The 17,963-nt window shown below is 68.2% G+C and carries 13 protein-coding genes and 2 pseudogenes; 7 read left to right on the forward strand and 8 right to left on the reverse strand.

The window, feature by feature from the left end; all coding sequences use genetic code 11:
* Window positions 1–3: 3 nt before the first annotated feature.
* Entirely contained in the window at window positions 4–3,879 is a 3,876-nt protein-coding gene (locus tag ACWCQ6_RS05195) for an endo-alpha-N-acetylgalactosaminidase family protein (RefSeq protein WP_451085554.1), read from the reverse strand.
* A gap of 124 nt (window positions 3,880–4,003) precedes the next feature.
* Window positions 4,004–5,101 (reverse strand): GlxA family transcriptional regulator, encoded by a 1,098-nt coding sequence (locus tag ACWCQ6_RS05200; RefSeq protein WP_451085556.1) that lies wholly within the window; start codon window positions 5,099–5,101, stop codon window positions 4,004–4,006.
* A 158-nt stretch (window positions 5,102–5,259) separates the two neighbouring features.
* Here ACWCQ6_RS05200 and ACWCQ6_RS05205 point away from each other — a divergent pair, with 158 nt between their 5' ends.
* Both ACWCQ6_RS05205 and ACWCQ6_RS05210 read left to right on the forward strand, forming a co-directional pair.
* Entirely contained in the window at window positions 5,260–6,096 is an 837-nt protein-coding gene (locus ACWCQ6_RS05205) for a S1 family peptidase (protein WP_451085558.1), read from the forward strand.
* Between the two features lie 110 nt (window positions 6,097–6,206).
* On the forward strand, window positions 6,207–7,178 hold the full coding sequence (locus ACWCQ6_RS05210; RefSeq protein WP_451085560.1) for a GlxA family transcriptional regulator: 972 nt from the start codon (window positions 6,207–6,209) through the stop codon (window positions 7,176–7,178).
* 10 nt (window positions 7,179–7,188) lie between these two features.
* Here ACWCQ6_RS05210 and ACWCQ6_RS05215 read toward each other — a convergent pair whose 3' ends face one another.
* Together ACWCQ6_RS05215 and ACWCQ6_RS05220 are read right to left on the reverse strand one after the other, a co-directional pair.
* Window positions 7,189–8,061, reverse strand: a complete 873-nt coding sequence (locus ACWCQ6_RS05215) for an MBL fold metallo-hydrolase (protein ID WP_451085562.1) — start codon at window positions 8,059–8,061, stop codon at window positions 7,189–7,191.
* Between the two features lie 118 nt (window positions 8,062–8,179).
* On the reverse strand, window positions 8,180–8,629 hold the full coding sequence (locus ACWCQ6_RS05220) for an ATP-binding protein (protein ID WP_451085564.1): 450 nt from the start codon (window positions 8,627–8,629) through the stop codon (window positions 8,180–8,182).
* 111 nt (window positions 8,630–8,740) lie between these two features.
* On the opposite strand from ACWCQ6_RS05220, the gene ACWCQ6_RS05225 reads away from it, so the two are divergent.
* From ACWCQ6_RS05225 to ACWCQ6_RS05240, 4 genes and pseudogenes are all read left to right on the forward strand, one after another.
* A complete protein-coding gene (locus ACWCQ6_RS05225) occupies window positions 8,741–9,565 on the forward strand; it encodes a helix-turn-helix domain-containing protein (RefSeq protein WP_451085566.1) in 825 nt (274 codons plus the stop codon).
* Complete coding sequence (locus ACWCQ6_RS05230; protein WP_451085568.1) at window positions 9,562–9,825, forward strand: DUF397 domain-containing protein; 264 nt, start codon at window positions 9,562–9,564, stop codon at window positions 9,823–9,825. Before ACWCQ6_RS05225 ends, ACWCQ6_RS05230 begins: the two co-directional genes overlap by 4 nt.
* Before the next feature lie 45 nt (window positions 9,826–9,870).
* Window positions 9,871–10,238 (forward strand): annotated as a pseudogene (locus ACWCQ6_RS05235) (beta-1,3-glucanase family protein); the annotation flags it as partial.
* A gap of 57 nt (window positions 10,239–10,295) precedes the next feature.
* Window positions 10,296–10,584: pseudogene (locus tag ACWCQ6_RS05240) on the forward strand (DUF1905 domain-containing protein).
* A gap of 19 nt (window positions 10,585–10,603) precedes the next feature.
* On the opposite strand, the gene ACWCQ6_RS05245 reads toward ACWCQ6_RS05240, so the two are convergent.
* Entirely contained in the window at window positions 10,604–11,362 is a 759-nt protein-coding gene (locus tag ACWCQ6_RS05245; RefSeq protein WP_451085570.1) for a hypothetical protein, read from the reverse strand.
* A gap of 328 nt (window positions 11,363–11,690) precedes the next feature.
* Between ACWCQ6_RS05245 and ACWCQ6_RS05250 the strand changes: the two genes are divergently transcribed.
* Window positions 11,691–12,602, forward strand: a complete 912-nt coding sequence (locus ACWCQ6_RS05250; protein WP_451085572.1) for a winged helix-turn-helix domain-containing protein — start codon at window positions 11,691–11,693, stop codon at window positions 12,600–12,602.
* Between the two features lie 24 nt (window positions 12,603–12,626).
* On the opposite strand, the gene ACWCQ6_RS05255 is transcribed toward ACWCQ6_RS05250, so the two are convergent.
* The 3 genes from ACWCQ6_RS05255 to ACWCQ6_RS05265 all read right to left on the reverse strand — a co-directional run bounded on the left by ACWCQ6_RS05255 (window position 12,627) and on the right by ACWCQ6_RS05265 (window position 17,644).
* Window positions 12,627–13,136, reverse strand: a complete 510-nt coding sequence (locus ACWCQ6_RS05255; RefSeq protein WP_451085574.1) for an SUKH-4 family immunity protein — start codon at window positions 13,134–13,136, stop codon at window positions 12,627–12,629.
* Between the two features lie 113 nt (window positions 13,137–13,249).
* Entirely contained in the window at window positions 13,250–13,681 is a 432-nt protein-coding gene (locus ACWCQ6_RS05260) for a hypothetical protein (protein WP_451085576.1), read from the reverse strand.
* 90 nt (window positions 13,682–13,771) lie between these two features.
* On the reverse strand, window positions 13,772–17,644 hold the full coding sequence (locus tag ACWCQ6_RS05265) for an RHS repeat-associated core domain-containing protein (RefSeq protein ID WP_451085578.1): 3,873 nt from the start codon (window positions 17,642–17,644) through the stop codon (window positions 13,772–13,774).
* Window positions 17,645–17,963 lie beyond the last annotated feature (319 nt).

Below are 17,963 nucleotides of genomic sequence, written 5' to 3' on the forward strand. Positions count from 1 at the left end.
GATTCAGCCACCGCAGTGGAAGCGCGCGTCGCCCCAGTCCGCGTGGTCGTTGCCGTTGCCGTCGCCGCCGTCGCCGACGACGAGTTCGACGTACTTGGCTCCGGTGACGTCCGCCGTCAGCGACCAGGCGCTGTCGGCCGCCCTCAGCACGGGCGACTTCACCTTCTCGGTGCCGTCGGCCTTGACGGAGAACTGCACGCTGCCGGCGCTCTTCTGCACGTCGTCCACGCCGACCTGGGCCGTGAACGAGGTGCACTTCCCGCCCAGGTAGTAGCGGATCTTCGCCGGTGCGTGACTGCCGAGGCCCTTGGTGTAGACGGCACCGCCGATGGTCAGCGGCGAGCCGTCCCCGGTGCCGGTCTCACCGTTGGAGAGGTCCTTCTCCACCGGGCCCCAGCCATTCTCGGCGGCCGTCCAGTCCAGGTCGCCGGCCCAGCTGTCGGTGGTGGGCGGCGGCGGCAGGGTCCGTACGGAGGTCTGCGCGCCGAGGGTGCGCCGTGCGCCGCCGACGGTGTACCCGGCCTCGGAACCCAGACCGTACGTCCGGTACTCGGCGTCGGCCGGCGGGGTGACCTGCCAGCTGCCGGTGACCTCGGCGCCCGCCGCGACCGAGTCGAAGGAGACGGCGCCGGTGGGCTCCGCCTGCCAGCCCTCGGGGACGGACAGGCTCAGGGTGACACCGGTCGCCGCCGTCGCCTCGTAGTTGGCGAACGAGACCTTGACGGTGTTGGCCGTGCCCGGCTCCAGGGTCTCGGCGGCCGGCTCGACGGCGAGGGTGCCGCAGGCGGCCTGTTCGGAGCCGGGGGCCGGGCCGAGGTCGGTCACGGTGAAGGAGTCGAGGACGAAGTCGGCGCCGTCGGGGGCGTCGCCGCGCTTGCGCAGCCCGGTCCAGGTGTCGCCGCAGCCCGCGGTGACGGTCTCGGCGAAGTGGCCGGTGGTGTGCTGCTGTCCGATGGCGGTGGTCCGGGTCTCGACCGAGCCGGGCCTGCCGTCGGCGGTGATCCGGTCGTAGCCGTCGACCCATTCGTAGGCGCCCGCGTGGCTGGACTGGTAGTCGTATTCGACCCTGTAGCGGTGCCCGTCGGTCATCGGCACGGTCCACGGGGCGGTGCGGTAGACGAGTCCGGCGTTCTCCTCGTGGGACTTGAGGGACTCCTTGCCGCCGATCACGTCGTCGATCAGCTTCCCGTTCCACCCGGCCTGGGTGTACGGGGCGTGCAGCTGGGAGATGACGGTGCGGGGGTCGGTGGAGCCGCCCGCGTCACCCTTGAGGAAGGGGCCCCAGCCCTGGTCCACGGCCTCGAAGTCCTCGTAGGAGAGGGTGTTCTCCTTGGTCTTCGGGGCATTGGCGACGATGCGTACGTCATCGGCCCGCACGTTCGCGGCGCTGCCTTCGGCCGCCTCGATGCGCAGGGTGGTGCGGCCGTTCGCGGGGGCGGTGAAGTTCACCTTGGCCCGCTGGAAGTACGTGCCGTGCCGTTCGGACGCGGCGACCTGGTCCTTGACGGTGGAGCGGTCCACGGCGACCGACTTCCCGCCGATCGAGAGCGTGGTGTGCCGGGTCTTCCCGGGCTGGACCTCGATGAGCGCGGAGGCGGTGTAGCGCTTGCCGGGGGTGAGGCCGTCGATGCGCTGCGCGAGCGCGGCGGTGCCTCTGCCGGAGAGCCGGGCGCCGTTGAGGCCGTTGGCGTCGGTCTCCCGGGCGACGGTTCCGGTCTTCGACCAGGCGGTCAGCCCCTTGTCGTTGAAGCCCGGGTCGTCGACCGGGGTGCCCTCGCCCCACTGGGGGTCGGCGGCCTTCGGTGCCTGCCGCGGGTAGAGGACGTACGGCCGGCCGGCCTCGGCGGTCAGCGTGATCTTCCCGTCGACGGGCTTGACCGTGCCGGTCTCGACGCGCCCGTTGTCGGTGAGTTCGTAGACGGTGTACGGGCCGTTCGACGGCACCGTCCAGCTGCTCGTGCCGCCGGACCTGCTGTAGTGGTACAGCTTCTTCCCGCCGTCCCACGGCAGCAGGTAGTCGGTGCCGCTGAGGACCTTGCGGCCGTGGTCGTAGAAGGTCCGTCTGCTGTCCTCGACCGTGCCCCGGACACCGCCGGTGAGGGTGATGTCGTTGCCGTCCCAGCGGGTGATCTGCTGCTGCTGGAGGTACTTGGCAGGCAGGTTGCGCTGCCAGATGTTGTCGTAGAAGGCGTTCCAGTCGGTCTCGTCGGTCCAGCCCTCGAACTCCTCGATGGCACTCTGGCCGAGGACCGGGTCGTTGTTCCAGACGTCCTTCTCGCCGTTGCGGATGAACCGGATGATCTTCGAGTTGAGACCCTTGTTGGTGGCGCCGCCGTAGTCGAGGTCATTGGCCCAGTGCGACCAGAGCGAGCCGCGTTCGAACTTGTCGGCCCACTCGGTGGCGACGTTCCATCCCTGCTTCTGCACGGACCGCAGGGTCTTGTCCGCGATCCAGCCGTGCGAGTAGTAGACGTCGATGTAGAGCAGGCTCAGGTTCGGGTCGGTCTCGTCGCGCAGCTGCTGGAAGCGCTTGGCCAGGTCGCCGCTGTTGATGTCGCGGCGCTGGTCGATGTAGTAGCTCTGGCCGAGCCAGTTCCAGCCGGGCCTGGTCTTGTCGACGAGCTTCTCGTCGAAGGCGTTGGCCTCCGGGTACGCCTCGGTGGCGTTGACGTGGACGCCGAAGGTGGCGCCCCACTTCTTGCCGTCCTTCAGGAGCTCGTTGAGGTCCTTGAGCCCGCCGGCCCGCTTGTTGTAGTCGCCGCCGTAGTCGGGGTGGGCGGAGTCGTGGCCCTCGGAGGCGTATCCCTTGAGGAGCGCCAGCTGCCCGAGGCCGTCGGTGGCCAGCGAGATCCGCTTGACGTCGTCGAGGGTGCGCAGGAAGGGGTGGGTGGCCTGGCTGGCGAAGTTGAACGGGATGTGGGTGACGACCCGGTCCGGGGTGTCCTTGCCGCCGGGCGCCTTGACGCCGATGGAGCGGAACGCGACGGCGCCGTCCTGCCAGTCGACCGCCTTGTCGCCGTTGACGTCGGGGGTGACGACGACCTTCGCCCAGGGGAGGTCGTCCCCGCTCTCCGGCTTCGGTGCCCCGTCGCCGCGGTAGGTCCACTGGCCGGACCGGACGCCGACCCGGACGCTGCCGTCGTCGGCCTTGCGGGCTTGGTGCCAGAACCGGGCGTCGTCGCCGCCGGTGGCGCCGGACGGCTTGTCGTACGAGGAGTTGGACTCGACGGCCGCGGCGAGCGAACCGGTGTTGAGGATCGCGTACGAGGCACCGACCGGCGCCTTGTCGGCGGCGGTGTCCGCGGTGACCTTGCCGAAGACGTCGGCGGTCTTCGTCGAGTCGTTGTCCAGCCGGGTGAAGGCGGTGGCCCCGCCGGTGTCCGTGGAGCCCACGGACACCAGGTCGTGGCCGGGGATGTCGATGGTGCCGACGCGGAACGCCTCGGTGTCGCGAACGGCCGTCACCTTGAAGGTGGTGGCGCGTCCGGCGACGGAGAGCGAGGCGTCGATCTCGACGCCGGGCAGGTCGGTGAAGGTGAGCGTGTAGCGGGCGGCCGAGGCGGTGACCAGGGGGGCGCCCTTGAGCTTCACCGGGTGCGCGGTGCCGTTGAGGGTCACGGCGGTGACCGGCTGCGTACTGCCGAACAGCCGGGCGCCACTGGCCTTGTCCGTGTACGCCAGGACGCGCGGGAAGTCGTCGGCGACGGCGACCGAGAGCTGCGCGGACCCGATGACGGCGGCGCTCGCGGGGACGGCCGGTTCGACTGCGGCGGGTGCGGGAGCGGAGGCGGCGGTGGCGGGGAGCGTGGTCCCCACCAGCGCCAGGACGGCGGCTGAGGCGGCGGCGACAGCGCCCGCCGAAGTGAATCTTCGCGACATGTGCTCTGAGTAGTCCCCGTGACCGGACACCGTCAACGACCTGTGACGACTCGGGGCCCTCCAGTCCAACAACCGCGTTGCGTAAGTCCAAGTGGACGGTAAGTGCCCTGCCGGGTACGGAACATCAGCTGCGGCGGTCGTCGGCGCCGCCGGACGCTTCGGGCTCCGCCGCTTCGGCGTTCCTGCCTTCCGCCCAGGTCAGGGTGGCCACCAGGGAGCGGAAGGCGGTGCGGTAGACGCGCGGACCGGTTCCCGTGTGGTGCTGGAAGTGGTGGCGCAGGTTGGCGGGTGTGCCGAAGCCGGTGCGGGCGGCGATGCGCTCGACCGGCTCGTCCCCGCGCTCCAGCAGTCGCTGCGCGGCCTGGACTCGGGCGCGCAGCAGGTACTGGAGCGGGGAGAGCCCGGTCTCGGCCCGGAAGCGCCGGTTCAGGCCGCGCACGGTGAGCCCCGCGTGGTCGGCGATGTCGTTCAGCGTCAAGGGGTGGTCGAGGTGCGCCTCCATCCACCGGGTGGTGGGCCCGAGGGAGTGCCGGGCCTCGGCGGAAGGGGCCGCGGCGGGCGGGGACTGGGCGGGCGGGGACGCGGCGAAAGGGGCCACGGTGGAAGGGGACGCGAATCCCGTGGCGTCCTCGGTGTCGGCGGGTGCGTGGAGCTGCATGAAGACCTGCCGCTCCGTCTCGGTGGCGACCGTCACGCCGTGGTCCAGGGTGATCAGGCGCAGGCAGAGATCGAGGCCGCCGAGCACTCCGGCCGCACTGTGGATGGGGTCCGCGTTCACGACGGCCCCCTCCGGATCGACATCGATCAGGGGATGGCGTCGCGCCAGCTCCGCCGCGTACTGTCGGCGGGTCGCGGCCCGGCGTCCGTCCAGGAGCCCGGTGGCGGCGAGGGTGAACGTCCCGGTGCCGAACGCGCCGATGCGGGCGCCCCGTTCGGCGGCGGCCCGCAGGGCGTCGGCGACCCCGGGGTCCGGCTCGTCACGGAAGCCCGCGTGGCCGGGCAGCAGTACGGTGTCGGCGTCCGCCAGCCCGTCCAGGCCCCAGGGCGTGTCGATGGCGAAGGGCGCCGGGGAGCCGGTGCCGCGAAAGCCCGGGGCGGTGCAGTACCGCAGCTCGTACGCGACCTGCGGGTGGTGCCGGGCGGCCGTGCCGAAGCACATTCCGGGCCCGGTGAGTTCATGGCCCGGCACCCCGTCGAGCGCGAGGACGGCGATCACTGGCATGTCCAGAATTTAGCCGAGGGTGACATCAGGGCCGCTTTTTCCGGACGGGCCCGGTCCGGAGGATGGGTGTTGCCCGGCACCGGAGGCGAGACGACGCCCGGTAGCCGGTCCGCACACCCACCACGCGCACGACGCGCATCGGAACGAAGGAATCACCCGTGTTCACACGCAGTTCGACATCCGCCGCTCCGTCCCGGTCCCGCACGTCCCGTTCCCGCCGTGCGGGGCGGTTCGCCGCCGTCGCCCTGGCCGCGACGGCGTGCGTCACGGCGATGTCCGGCAGCGCCAACGCCATCGTCAACGGGCAGGAGGCCACGCAGCGTTACCCGTTCATGGCCACGCTCCCCCAGTGGGCGGGCGAGGTGCACGCCCAGTGCGGCGCCTCGCTGATCGACTCGCGCTGGCTGGTGACGGCGGCCCACTGCGTCAACCCGAAAGCACTGGACGGCATCGTCCGCATCGGTTCCCACGACCGCGAGTCCGGCGGCACCGTACGCCACGTCAAGCGGACCGTCACCCACCCCGCCTACGACGTCGAGTCCGACCCCAGCACGAACGACATCGCGCTCGTCGAGCTGGACCACCCGGTCAAGGAGAAGCCCATCCGCATCGCGAAGTCGGTGGGCGAACCCGGCACCCCGACCCGCCTGTTCGGCTTCGGCACCGTCCTGGACACCCACAACCTCCCCGACGCGGTGTTCCCGGACCGGCTTCAGCAACTGGACACCCGCATCGGCGCCGTGAACGAGTGCTCGCCCGGCCGCGCCGACAAGACCCGGATCTGCACGGTCAGCAGGACGCCGGGCGCCATGGCCTGCTTCGGCGACTCCGGCGGCCCGCAGATCCAGCGCGGCCGGGACGGACGCTGGGAACTGGTCGGCGTCACGTCGGGCGACGGCGACACCGATCCGACCTGCGGCACCGGCCCCGGCATGTACACCAACGTTCCCGCGTACGCGAAGTGGATCGACAAGACCATCCACACGCACCGCTGACACGACACACACCCGGGCGGGCGAGACGGACCACCCGTCGGCCCGCCGGGTACGCCCCGCCCCGGTGCATCCCGGGCCCCGCCCGTCCCTCCTCGGATAGGTTCTGCAACATGTCCGTCATCGCCGTTCTTGTACCCGACAGGCTCCCCGGACACCAGCTGACCACCCCCGGGCTGGTCTTCGGGACAGCGACGGCCGGCCACCCCGGCGCCGACTACGAGGTGCGCCTCTGCGCCACCCCGGGCCTCACCGCCACGGGTGCACCCGCCCCGCTCCGGATCTCCGTCCCGTGGGGGCTCGACGGCCTCGCCGACGCGGATGTCGTCCTGGTCCCCGGCCAGGACGGCGACGGGCCGCGCGACGAGCCCACGCCCGAGGTGCTCGCGGCGCTCCGGGCCGCCGCCGCACGCGGCTGCCGCACCGGCGCGATCGGCACGGGCGTCTTCACCCTCGCGGCCACCGGTCTCCTGGACGCCCGCCGCGCCACGACCGGCTGGCGCCACACCGAGGAGCTGGCCCGCCGCCACCCCCGTATCGAGGTCGATCCGGTCGGCACGGTCGTGACCGACGGCCGGTTCCTCACCTCGGCAGGGATCTTCGGCGGCCTGGACGTCTGCCTGCGTCTGCTGGCCCAGGACCACGGCGAGCGGGTGGCCGGTGAGACCTCCCGGGAACTCCTCACCCCGCTCCTGCCGCACGGCGACCGCGTCCAGGAGACCATCGACCGCGAACTCACCGAGAGCGCGGGCATCGAACCGACACTGCGCTGGCTGGAGGCCCGCCTGCACCTCCCCCTGACCCCGGCGGACCTCGCCGCGCACGCGGGGATCAGTCTCAGCAGCCTCAACCGCCGCTTCCACGCCCAGACCGGCGCCACCCCGCCCCAGTACCTGCTGCGGCGGAGACTGGAGCGGGCCCGCGAACTGCTGGAGGACACCGACGAGGGCGTGGAGCGGGTGGCGGCCCGGTGCGGCTTCACCTCCCCGGCCAGCCTGCGCCACCACTTCTCCCGGCTCACGGGCACCACCCCACGCGCCTACCGCAAGAGCCACCGAGCGGCATGCCCGGAGGCCGATGCCTGACGGCCCCTCCTCACCAGCGCAGGGCCGTGAAGTCGATCGGCCGGGGCCGCAACAGCGCCGTGCGTTCCGCCAGCGCGTGCAGCCGCCGCGACATCTCGCCTGCGTCCCGGCGCTGCCGGTCGCCGTGGCCGGGCAGCACCCACTCGAACCGCAACTGCCCCGCCGTCCGCGCCAGCGAGGCGGCCAACTCCTCGATGGAGTACCAGGTCACGCTCTCCGCGACTTCGAGGTCGTCGGTCGTACGCGACCAGTAGAAGCTGTCGCCGGTGAAGCAGTACCGGTCGTCCGCGAGGTAGAGCACGCTGCCCCGGGTGTGGCCGGGCAGCGGATGGGCGGTGACGCCCTCACCGATCTCCACCGGGTCGAGCCCCCGGATCACCCGGTCCGCGTCCGGCGCCGCGTCGAGGTCGCCTTCGTGGATCCACATCCTGGCCCCGAAGTGGTCGGCGTAACGGCGCCCGTGCGAGACGTGGTCGCGGTGGGTGAGCAGCACATCGGTGACGGGCCCCGTGGTCGCCACGTACCGCTCGGCCAGTTCGGTGCTCCAGCGCGGGGTGTCGATCATCATGACGGTGCCGGACGGGCGCCGCAGCAGATAGGAGTTGGCGCCGGCGGTCTGCCGGGAGTTGTGCCCGCAGACCAGTACGCCGTCGTCGAGCGCCATCGGGAACGGGTCGAGCGCCGGGTCGAGCTGCCCCGACGCGGGCCGGATCGAGCGGGTGTGGCAGGCGAAGACGGCAGCGTGTAAGCGCCGGTTCTCCGCCTCGTCGCCCGGTTGCCGCAGGATCCGCGACGTCCCTTCCTCTTCCGCGATCAGCTCGGGTGCGAACTGTCGGGCCACGTCGCAGTTGGTGCAGCGGTCGTCCACATACCAGTCGTCCACGGCAGGTTCTTCCTTCCACGTCCACGGAAACGCCCCGTGCGGGGCCGCCGTTCCAGGGATAACCCACGCGCGGCCGGAACCGGTAGACCCTCCCGATCTTGTTTCCCGGCCCCCGGGTCTATCTCCTCGGCATGCCGCGCCCCGCCCCCGCCCCCGACGACACCTCGAACTCGCACCACACCACCTTGCCGGGGTTCCGCTCCCCCACGCCCCACTTGTCGGCGAGCGCCTCCACAAGCCGCAGCCCACGGCCCCCTTCCTCGTCGGATTCCGCCCAGGAATCGGCGGGCCGGACCTCCCCGTCACCGCTGTCATGGACCTCGACGCGCAGGGTGCGGTCGGCCGGCTCCAGGTAGAGGTGGAGCCGGAATCCACGACCGGGCGGTACTCCGTGCAGCAGGGCATTGGTGACGAGTTCGCTCACGCAGAGCAACACGTCGTCGGCGCGGTCATCGCACGTCCAGTCGACAAGAGCCTTGCGCACGAACTGCCGTACGAGCGGGACGGACCGGCGTTCGCGGCGGTGGAACACCTCGCGGAAGTGCGGGATTTGAGTTGTCTCTTTCACGCTTCCAACGTCACACAAAGTCACTACCGTTGAGCAGCGCGTCGGGTCGTACAACGGAGATGTACGACCTCTGACGGGTCATCCGGGGTTCGTGACGGGGAGAGGCAGTTCATGCAACCGGCAAAGAAGAAGAGCAAGCGGATCACGTCCTGGCACCTGATCGGCGCCCAGCTGGCGATGTTCCGCAAGGCGGCCCGCATGACACAGGCGGCACTGGCCGAGCGGTGCTCGGTGGGCGAGGACACGATCGCGTCGATCGAGCAGGGGCGCCGAGCACTGCAGTGGGACCTCGCGGTCCTGCTGGACGAACTGCTGGACACGAAGGGGGCGTTGCAGATCGCGGTGTCGAAGGTGCCGCAGAAGGAGCGGTTCTCGGCGTTCGTACAGGACTTCGTGGACTACGAGCAGCAGGCGGTGACACTGCTCTCGTACCAGGACCGGGTAGTGCCGGGGCTCCTCCAGACAGAGCAATACGCCCGATTCCTCTTCTCTTGCCTCTACCCACCCCTGGAGGTGGACGAGCAGGAGGAGTGGGTGGCAGACCGACTCGGTCGGCAGAAGCTACTCAACCGCAAACCCCGCCCCATGCTCCACTTCCTGCTGGAGGAGAGCATCCTGCGCAGCCAGATCGGCGATCCAGCCGTGCTGCGGGAGCAGATCCGACATCTGCGCCAGTGCATGGAACTCCCTTTCCTGGGGCTCCAGATCATGCCGATGAAACTCCCGAAGCATGCCGGGCTGGCGGGGCCGATGGTGCTGCTGGAGACCCCCGATCACGACCACCTGGTCTACGTGGAGGGACAGCTGACCAGCTACCTTCACGAGGATCCGGATGACGTCAGTGTGCTCCAGCAGAAATATGGGATGCTGCGTTCGCAGGCGCTCTCCGTCGAGGCGAGCGCACGCCTACTGGACGAACTGCTTGGAGAGACATGACCCGCGCAGCACACCCGGCCGCCCGCACCACCGCCCTCGCCTGGTTCAAGTCCAGCTACAGCAGTGACCAGGGCGGTGACTGCCTCGAAGTCGCCTACGACTGGCGCAAGTCGAGCTACAGCGGCAGCCAGGGCGGTGACTGCGTCGAGGTCGCCACTCACCCCGCCGCCGTGCACATCCGCGATTCCAAGGTGACCGACGGCCCCGTCCTCACCGTTCCTCCCGCCGCCTGGACCGCGTTCCTGAACGCCACGGTCTGACGACGCCGCGGCCCGGCGTGCCGGGCCGCACACCCCCTTCTTTTAAGCTCCGCTGCCCCCGCGGCCTGTGAACTGGCCCTGAAGAAGCGCTCGTTGCCGGGCAGGGTTAACGTCTCTGTCACCGGCCACGAGCAGGGAACCGACCGCTGGGGACTGCTGCGGGCCGACGGCAGCCTCTACCGCCCCGACTCCCCCGCCACCCCGCAGACCCCACTGCCGGTCGACTGCGCCATCCCCCTGAACACGGCGGGCAGCGGATCGGTGGTGCTCACCCTCCCCAGATGTACGGCGCCCGCGTCTACTTCGTACGCGACGACACGCTCACGTTCCATCTCGCCCCGGGCCCCGCCCTGGTCGAGCCGGCGTTCGCGACATCCACCGACGTCAACCACGGCCGCACCTGGTCCTTCTGCGTGGGCCCGCGTGTACCCTGCCCGGCATTCGGCTCCCGCGATGAACGGATCGACCTCGTGCACGTTGAATTCACCGGACGCGTCATCGAATGGCGGGGGCCTTCACCGTTCTACTTCGCCACCGTGCCGACCGAACAGGCCGTCGACATCCGCGAGGTGGCCGCGCTGGCCACGTACGGCTGGGGCGCGGTCCCCGTGGACGCGCGCATCGGCCGATACCGCCTTCACCACGTCACTCTTTCCCAAGGACGGCAGCTATCTGTTGCCGCTCAAGAACGCGGTCCGCAAGCCGCGGGGACTCTCGGCAGGTGACGAGGTGACCGTGACCATGACCGTTCAGCTGTAGCCGTCACGCGATGTGTGCGTCAGTCGTCGAACCAAACGGTCAGCCTGACACCGTCGCTCCCGTGGAGGTCGGCGAGAGAGCCCATGACGGACCAGGTGGGCCCCCACTGGTCGTCTGGCACGGCATCGCGTCGAGTGAGGCGCTCGACACGGAACATCTGATCTCCGTCGACCCACTGGGAGCCTTCGGGGAAGTGTTCACTGGCTCGTGCTGCGATGCGGGCCGGCTGCCCACAGAGATCGATGAACTCCTGAGGAGCTTGATAATGCCGCCGGAGAAGCCGCCATTCGCCCTGCGGATCACGGCGGTACTCGCGGATGTAGACGTCAGGACGAGCAGACTCTTCATCCCAGTCGATTCGTTTGATCTCCTCCCAGCTGACCCAGGTCGCGCTTCTCCCAGCCGTTGTCTCGTGTCCCTCACGGACACGGCTCGACGCATCGGCAGGAAGTCCGCGGACAGGGACCACTGGGGCGAACTGCTCGTTGCCACGCACATCGAATAGACAGCCAAAGGCGTCGTAGTTTCTCGGCACCTTCAGGTGTTCCAAGTCGACCGCAGCGTGCCAGAAGGAACCCCTTTCGCACTCCCGGTATTCAAGACGGCATTCGATGAAGCCCCGTATGTCAGTACCCATACGCGCGATCATGCTGATCCGGACACGGTTGAGCCACTCCTTTCTCCCCGACCCCCTCGCCCTCAGGGCGCCGATCAGGCTTCGGGTGCCGGGCTGGCCAGTCGGCGTCTTGTATCCGTACGTGGTGGTGGCATCGCCCATGGCCGCACTGGCCCGCCCGGCCTCCAGCTCCAACCGCTCCCCGACGCTCACCCACCCCGACCAGCCGAACAGCACCTCCACCGCCGACTACTGCTAGGACCCGACCACCAACCCACCGGCCCCGCACCGCCCACGCCAACACCCCGACCGGCTACGCCTGAGCCGACGGCACCGAGACACGCCGACGCCGCCCCTTCCCAAAGAAGGCAGCTACTGAACTTGATTGGGTGATGTCGGCGCCGTTCGCCTGACGGTGGCTGGTCCGGTCCGGTATCCCTGGACCGTGAGGTACGCACAGGGCGGCGGCTTGACCGACGCCGGGAGGGCCGTGAGGGAGCGGGTCCGGTTGCAGGCCGTGGAACGCTTCGAGAGCGGGCAGAAGAATCGGGAGATCGCTGCCGCGTTCCGGGTCAGCGAGCGGTACGTGGAGCGGTGGCGGCGCCAGTGGCGGGAGCGCGGCGAGGCCGGGGTCCTGTCGAAGGGGTCGCCGGGACAGCCGAGGCTCAGTGACCCGCAGATCGCCAGACTGGCACGGGAGTTGGAGCGTGGGCCACTGGTTCACGGTTGGGCAGACCAGCGGTGGACGCTGGCGCGGATCAAGACGCTGATCGGCCGCCTGTTCCAAGTGAGCTACGCGGTGGAGGGCACCTGGCGGCTGCTGAGGCGGCACGGCTGGTCTTGGCAGCAGCCGGTCCGGCGGGCGATCGAACGCGTTGACGCCGCCGCGCGCGAGGAGCTGGGGACGCAGGGGCTGCACGCCAGTGGTCCGGGTGCGCGGTCGGGGCTCGGGCCGGGTGTCTATGGCCGGGCTGACCTGCTACAGGCCCGGGAAGCGGTCGCGGATGTTCTGCTCGGTCCGGGAGTACCGGGGCCGCAAGGGCGAGCCGAAGGGGATCGGCTGGCGCGACCTGCGGGACCTGCTGGTCAGGGCGCACATCCAGCTCGGCGGCCCGATCGTGCTCGTGTGGGACAACCTGCGTATGCACCTGGTCAAGCCGATGCGCGATTTCACGCCGACCACGCCGACTGGCTCACCGTCTTCCAATTACCACATTACTCGACTGACTTGAACCCACAGGAGGGCATCTGGTCGCTGGTCAAGCGCGACATCGGCAACCTTGCCGCAGCCGACCTCGGCCAGATCACCAGCGCCGTCAAGCACAAGCTCAAGCAGATCCAGTATCGCCCGGACCCCGTCGACGGCTGCCATGCCGGTACCGACCTGATCATGGACGGCTGACCCGAGGCCGAGTTCGCCGCTGGATCACGCATCCCAGTCCGCATAGTCCCCGATCACCACGTCGTCGCAGAACGTCTCCCAGAACCCGTTGTCCGCGAGAGCGGTCTCGTCGATGCCGGAGATGAGATCGCGAAGCTCTTCCGCTACCTCCTCGTACCTGCCCTCGTCGCCGTCCGCATAGAACGGGAAGCGCTCGATCACCGCAGCCACGCATCGGTTGAAGGAGCCAAGATCGCTGTTGACGTGACGGGCCCTCACTGAATCGATCGTGGGGATCTGCACCATGTGACGAGTGGCAACGTCGACGGCGATGCGTCCGAACAGGCCACTCGTCGCGATGGCGACCAGCCCCCGCTTGCCGATCCCCCCGAGGAACACCGGCTCGCTCAGCGGCCGGTACTCGCATCCGATCAACCCGGCCGGGATGCCGGTCTCACCGAGGTCGATAGCAATCTGGGCGGGCGCCTCGGGCGGAGCCTCGACAAGGATCAAGACGAACTCGGGCTTCGGCAAATGCGGCAGGGGCTGACTCACGGGGAGATCTTCTCCCGAAGGACTGCCCCGGCAACACCCGCAGGCCCGCGAGACGAGCGACTCCTGTCGGGCGACTCTTCCCGACATCACCCAATCAAGTTCAGTACTTCAACCTACCAATAAACAAAGTCACCCAGGCTTTGAAAATCAGGGTGAGGGAAATTCATTTGCACCAACTGTTCATCATCATGAATCATGAACATGTCATACTTCTCAAGTGAATCCAGTGAGCGGAAAACGAATCGCGCGAGCCCCAAGGCGTCACCCCAATTCGAACAATCGGCACGATAACGCAGTTCAACATCACAGGGATGCTCGAGGAACACAGGGAGCACGAACTCTCCGCTTTCCTTAAACTCAGCAATCCATGCAGTCGCCGCCTCACCCTGGACCGAAAATGACCTATCACCCGCCCGATCCCAAGACTCTCGACATTCTCCTTCAATCACTCTTGCGACATCAAGGGATACTTCCACGTCAAGACCTTCGCCAGCATGGAGCCCATCTTTAAAGTTAATGAAGATATCGAAATCACCGATTGCCATTGCCCTGCCTTGTTTAACGAAAAATCAGATGACGAGTGTGACGGCAGCCTCGGCCGCCGTCACACTCAGGCCGTGAATCCGGCGAACTACTCAGTCCCCGTAAACTCGTATATCCCAGGCGCCGAAGGCCCCGCCGTTGAGGTATGCGTACGCTTCGCCTCCGACTGCCCATACCTCATTAAATGTAGCTCCCCCCGCGAAGGACTTTACCTGCCCGTTCACAGCCCTCTCCACGTCTCCTTGGTGTAGTCCGGTGCCTCGCACATCCAGGTATACGTGATCCGCATTTTGCTGGTTTGCCTTTTTAAGACGCGTCTGAATTGCGTTCCGGGACGTGGGCGCCTTGAACTCCGACCGAATCTTGTCCACCCAAGCATCTCCCGCCCCATCGGAATCGTCGCGCGACATGACCTTTTTACCCTTCAAGGCCAAATAAAGGGCAAGCGAATATTCCTTGTTGTCGAACCCTCTTCCATTATTCTTCTTACGCATTTCCGGGCTGGCCCAGGATTCATCGATACGCCCCACCGCTTTACGCACATCATTCCACCTATCCAGCTCGAAAAATTCTTCCACCCCGTTACATAGACGCCGGTCCCCTCCCCTTCCCATACAAGCTTTGAATACTTGGTCCCCGCCATCATCGATCTCGTCGCGCAATCCGAACTCTCCACCCAGAATCTGCGCCATCCGATCTTGCTGAAATCGGTCGGCCAAATCTTGATTCGCGCGCGTAGACTTCTCTACCTCATATGATTCACGACCACCAGAGGAAGTGGTTCCGCTCGTCCTTCCTGTGCGACTCCCGGATGTACCGTCGGTCTTGCCGGGCGTCGGGCTTGATGGCCCGGCAGGTCCTCCGTCACTCCTAGGCTCACTGTGGCCTGTGCCATCGTCGATCCACAGCCCGGTGGGATCGGCCGAAGTGACGGGGGTGTTGTTGGCATAGCTGTAACCGTTGAGCGACTGATGCTGATCGGGGGCCAGCACGGGGTCGACGCTGATGAATTGGCCGACGCTCGGGTCGTATTCGCGGGCGCCGATGTGGGTGAGGCCCGTGGTGGTGTCGGCAGGCTTGCCCAGGAAGGCCTTGTCGTCGGGCCAGGTCGTGGACTTTGCGCCGCGGGGAGCACCGAAGGGGGTGGTATAGCGCTTGGTGACGTCCTGGGTGGTGGCATCCATGGCGATGCTGCTGGTGCCGTGGTGATCGGCGGCCAGGAAGCTGAGCTTGCTGCCCGCGGTGCCGGACGTCGTGGTGCGGACCGCGAGGGTCTGGCCCGCCGCGCTGTAGTAGCGGGTGCCGGAGATCGTCTTGGTCGCGCCCTTGGTGGTGAGACGTACCTCCGTGGCGCCGAGGTAGAGGACGGTGTCGCCGTCTCCGGTCGCGCGGCGGATGAGGAGTTCACCGTCGGCGTCGTAGAGGTAGGTGGTGCCCAGGGCGGGCTTCGCGCCGGCTGCCGGTTCGGTGGTGGAGGCGAGTTCGCCCTCGGTGTTCCAGTCCAGGGTCTGGGTGGCCTGGGTGCCGGGACGGGCTGTGGTGTTGCCCGCCTTGTCGTACGCGTACGTGGCGGCCTTGGCACCCGTGGTCTTGACGAGCGGGTGGGGCTGGCCGGTCGGCGTCTTGTATCCGTACGTGGTGGTGGCGTCGCCCGTGGCCGCGTGGGTTGTCTCGGTGTCGCGCTGGCCGGCGTCGTTGTAGGTGTAGCTGGTCCAGTACGGGGCGGCGCCATCCAGGTTGGCAGTGGTGCGGCCATCGGTGGCGCAGTCGGCGGTCTTGGGGGTCCAGGCTTCGGTCAGGCGCCGGTTGGCGTCGTAGGTGAAGCACTGGTTGTCGGCCTTGGTGGTGTCGCCGAGGGTGGTGGGGTCGAAGATGGACTGGACGTTGCCCGCGTCGTCCTGGGTGAAGTTGAGGTCCTGCAGCATGTACGGATGGGTCTGGTCCGTGACGTTGCTGCGGGTGAGCCGACCGGTGCCTGCCTCGTACGTGTTGTTGATGTAGGCGTTCTTGGCACCCGCGCCGAGGGCGAGCCGTTGTGGCTGGCCAAGGGCGGAGTAAGAGACGTCGAGGAGGTACGTGTTCGTTCCGGTGAGTTTGATGGGCAGGCCGACGGAGTTGTGTTTTTCTTCGACGATCTCCTTGGGAAGCCCGCCGGCTCCAGGCTCCTTGGTGTTGTTGAGACTGCCGTCGAGGAAGTAGTCCGCACCGAAAGTGAGCCTGGAAGTTACCGCTCCGGAGGTGACCAGCGGGTCGTCACTCGGCAGCACGATGTCGGTACTGGTGGCGCGGCCGAGGGTGTCGTAGGCCGTGATCTCTTTGGTGTACTCCTTGCCGCCGGTGCCGCCGACATAGCGGGTCGAAGCAGTGGGCTTGCCCTTGAGGAGCGTGTCGTAGCTCCAGTGGGCGAGCTTGTCGGCGTCCGTCTTCGATACTTGCCACAGGTCGGTCTTGCGGCCGATCTCGTCGTAGCCGTAGAGCAGTTTCGCGTTGCGTGAGTCGGTCGTGGAGTCGATCTGGTCGAGCTCCGTGTACTCGGTGGCGGACGCCCCCTTGTCCGGGTCGGTCGTGCCGGTCTGACGGCCGAACAGGTCGTAGGTGTAGGTCCACTTGGCATCGTCGATGCCGGTGATCTGCGACTGCTTGCCGTCGCGGGTGTAGTCGTACTTCACCCGGGTGTAGGCGGTGCCGGTCGTGGCTCCGTACGCGGCGTCGTTCGGCTCGGTGCCCGCGTAGGTGCGGGTCTCGGCGGTGCGGCCCAGGGCGTCGGTGATGGTGCGGGTGGCGTTGCCGCCCTTGACAGCCGTGGTGGCGGTCGAATCACCTGTGTAGCTGGTGGTGGTCGACCACCGGTCCACGCCGAAGACAGTGAACGTGCTGGTCGTGGGACGTGCCGCCTCGTCGTACGTGGTCCGGGTCAGGGCCGGGGTGTGAGCGTAGGAGGCGCGGGCGTACGTGCCGTCCGGGGCGCTCTGGTTGTCGTAGATGTCGGCGTACGTCTCGTAGGCGAGGCCGCGTGAGTCGTAGCGGGTGTCGGTCAGGATTCGGCCGCCGAGGGACGACTCGGTCTGCGTCTGGAGGGGACGCAGTAGCGCGTCGGTGATGGCGTAGCTGGTCCGGTAGCTCTGGCCGTCGGACTTGATGGTGGAGACCGATGTCCAGGGCTGGCTGCCGCGGGCGAAGTTGTAGGCGTACTTCGTGTTCGGGGTGTCGGTTTCCTTGTGGCGGTTGGGTTCCCAGGTGCCGGTGATGCGGCCGAGTGCGTCGTAGCTGTTCTCGGTCTTCTTGACGTTGGCGTCGAGGGTGCTGGTGACCGAGCCGCGTGCCGGGTCGACGTAGGTGTACGTCTTGTGGGACTGGCCGTTGGAGGCGAGCTTGGGTGCCGCCACAACGGTGGAGGTGAGCGGGCCGGCCGCTGCGGGGTAGTACGTCGTGGTGGTGGCGTTGCCCTTGGCGTCCGTGACGCTGAGCGGGCGTCCGAGGGTGTCGCGCGTGGTCCTGGTGACCGTCTGCCAGCCGCCGTCGAGGGCAGGGGTGCGGTCGCTCGTGCCGATCGCGGCCGGGTACGCCTTGGCCCTGCCGGTCCAGGTGGCAAGCCCTCGGGTCGGGGACTGGGAAGCCGACCAGCCAGTGGCTGTCGCGTTGTCGTACACGACGGCCGTGTCGGAGAGCACGTCGCCGCGCGTCTTGGAGTCCGCGGGGAGGTTCAGTTTGTCATCGGTGATGACGGCTCCGGAGCTCAAGCAGGCGGAGCCGACGACTCGGGTGCGGGAGACGAGGCCGGTGAGTCCCTTGTCGGGGTTGCGCGCGTACCAGACCCGGGTGCAGGCTTCGTCCCCGGCCCTGTCCTGGTCGCCGATGGCTTCGGTCTGGGTGACCATGCCGTACGTGTCGTCGTACGTGTGCGAGGTGTAGCTGCGACGCCAGGTGTTACTGATGGGCAGATAGGTGAAGGTCCTGCAGACCATGGGAACTCTCGCCCCGGCAGCCAGAGTTGCCCCCTCGGCACACCTGCGCACCTTTGGCGGGCCCTTCGCTCTGCGCCACACAATGTTCCGCAGTGCGAATCTTGCTCATCGCAGGCAGGGGCCGGCCTGAAGGTGCGCGCGGGCACTTCCTGGACGGCGGCCACCAGGCCAAGGGCGAGCGGCTGGCGGGGTGTTCGCCGTCGAGTCAAGGCGTTCCGCGCAACTCTGTGTAACGAGCATGGATTTCGCGGTTGTGGCGTGGCACGGCGCACGAGGCGCGCTTGCGCCATCAGGAAACTGTGCACCTCGGTCACGCGGG

The sequence above is a fragment of the Streptomyces sp. NPDC001880 genome, from assembly GCF_053594575.1.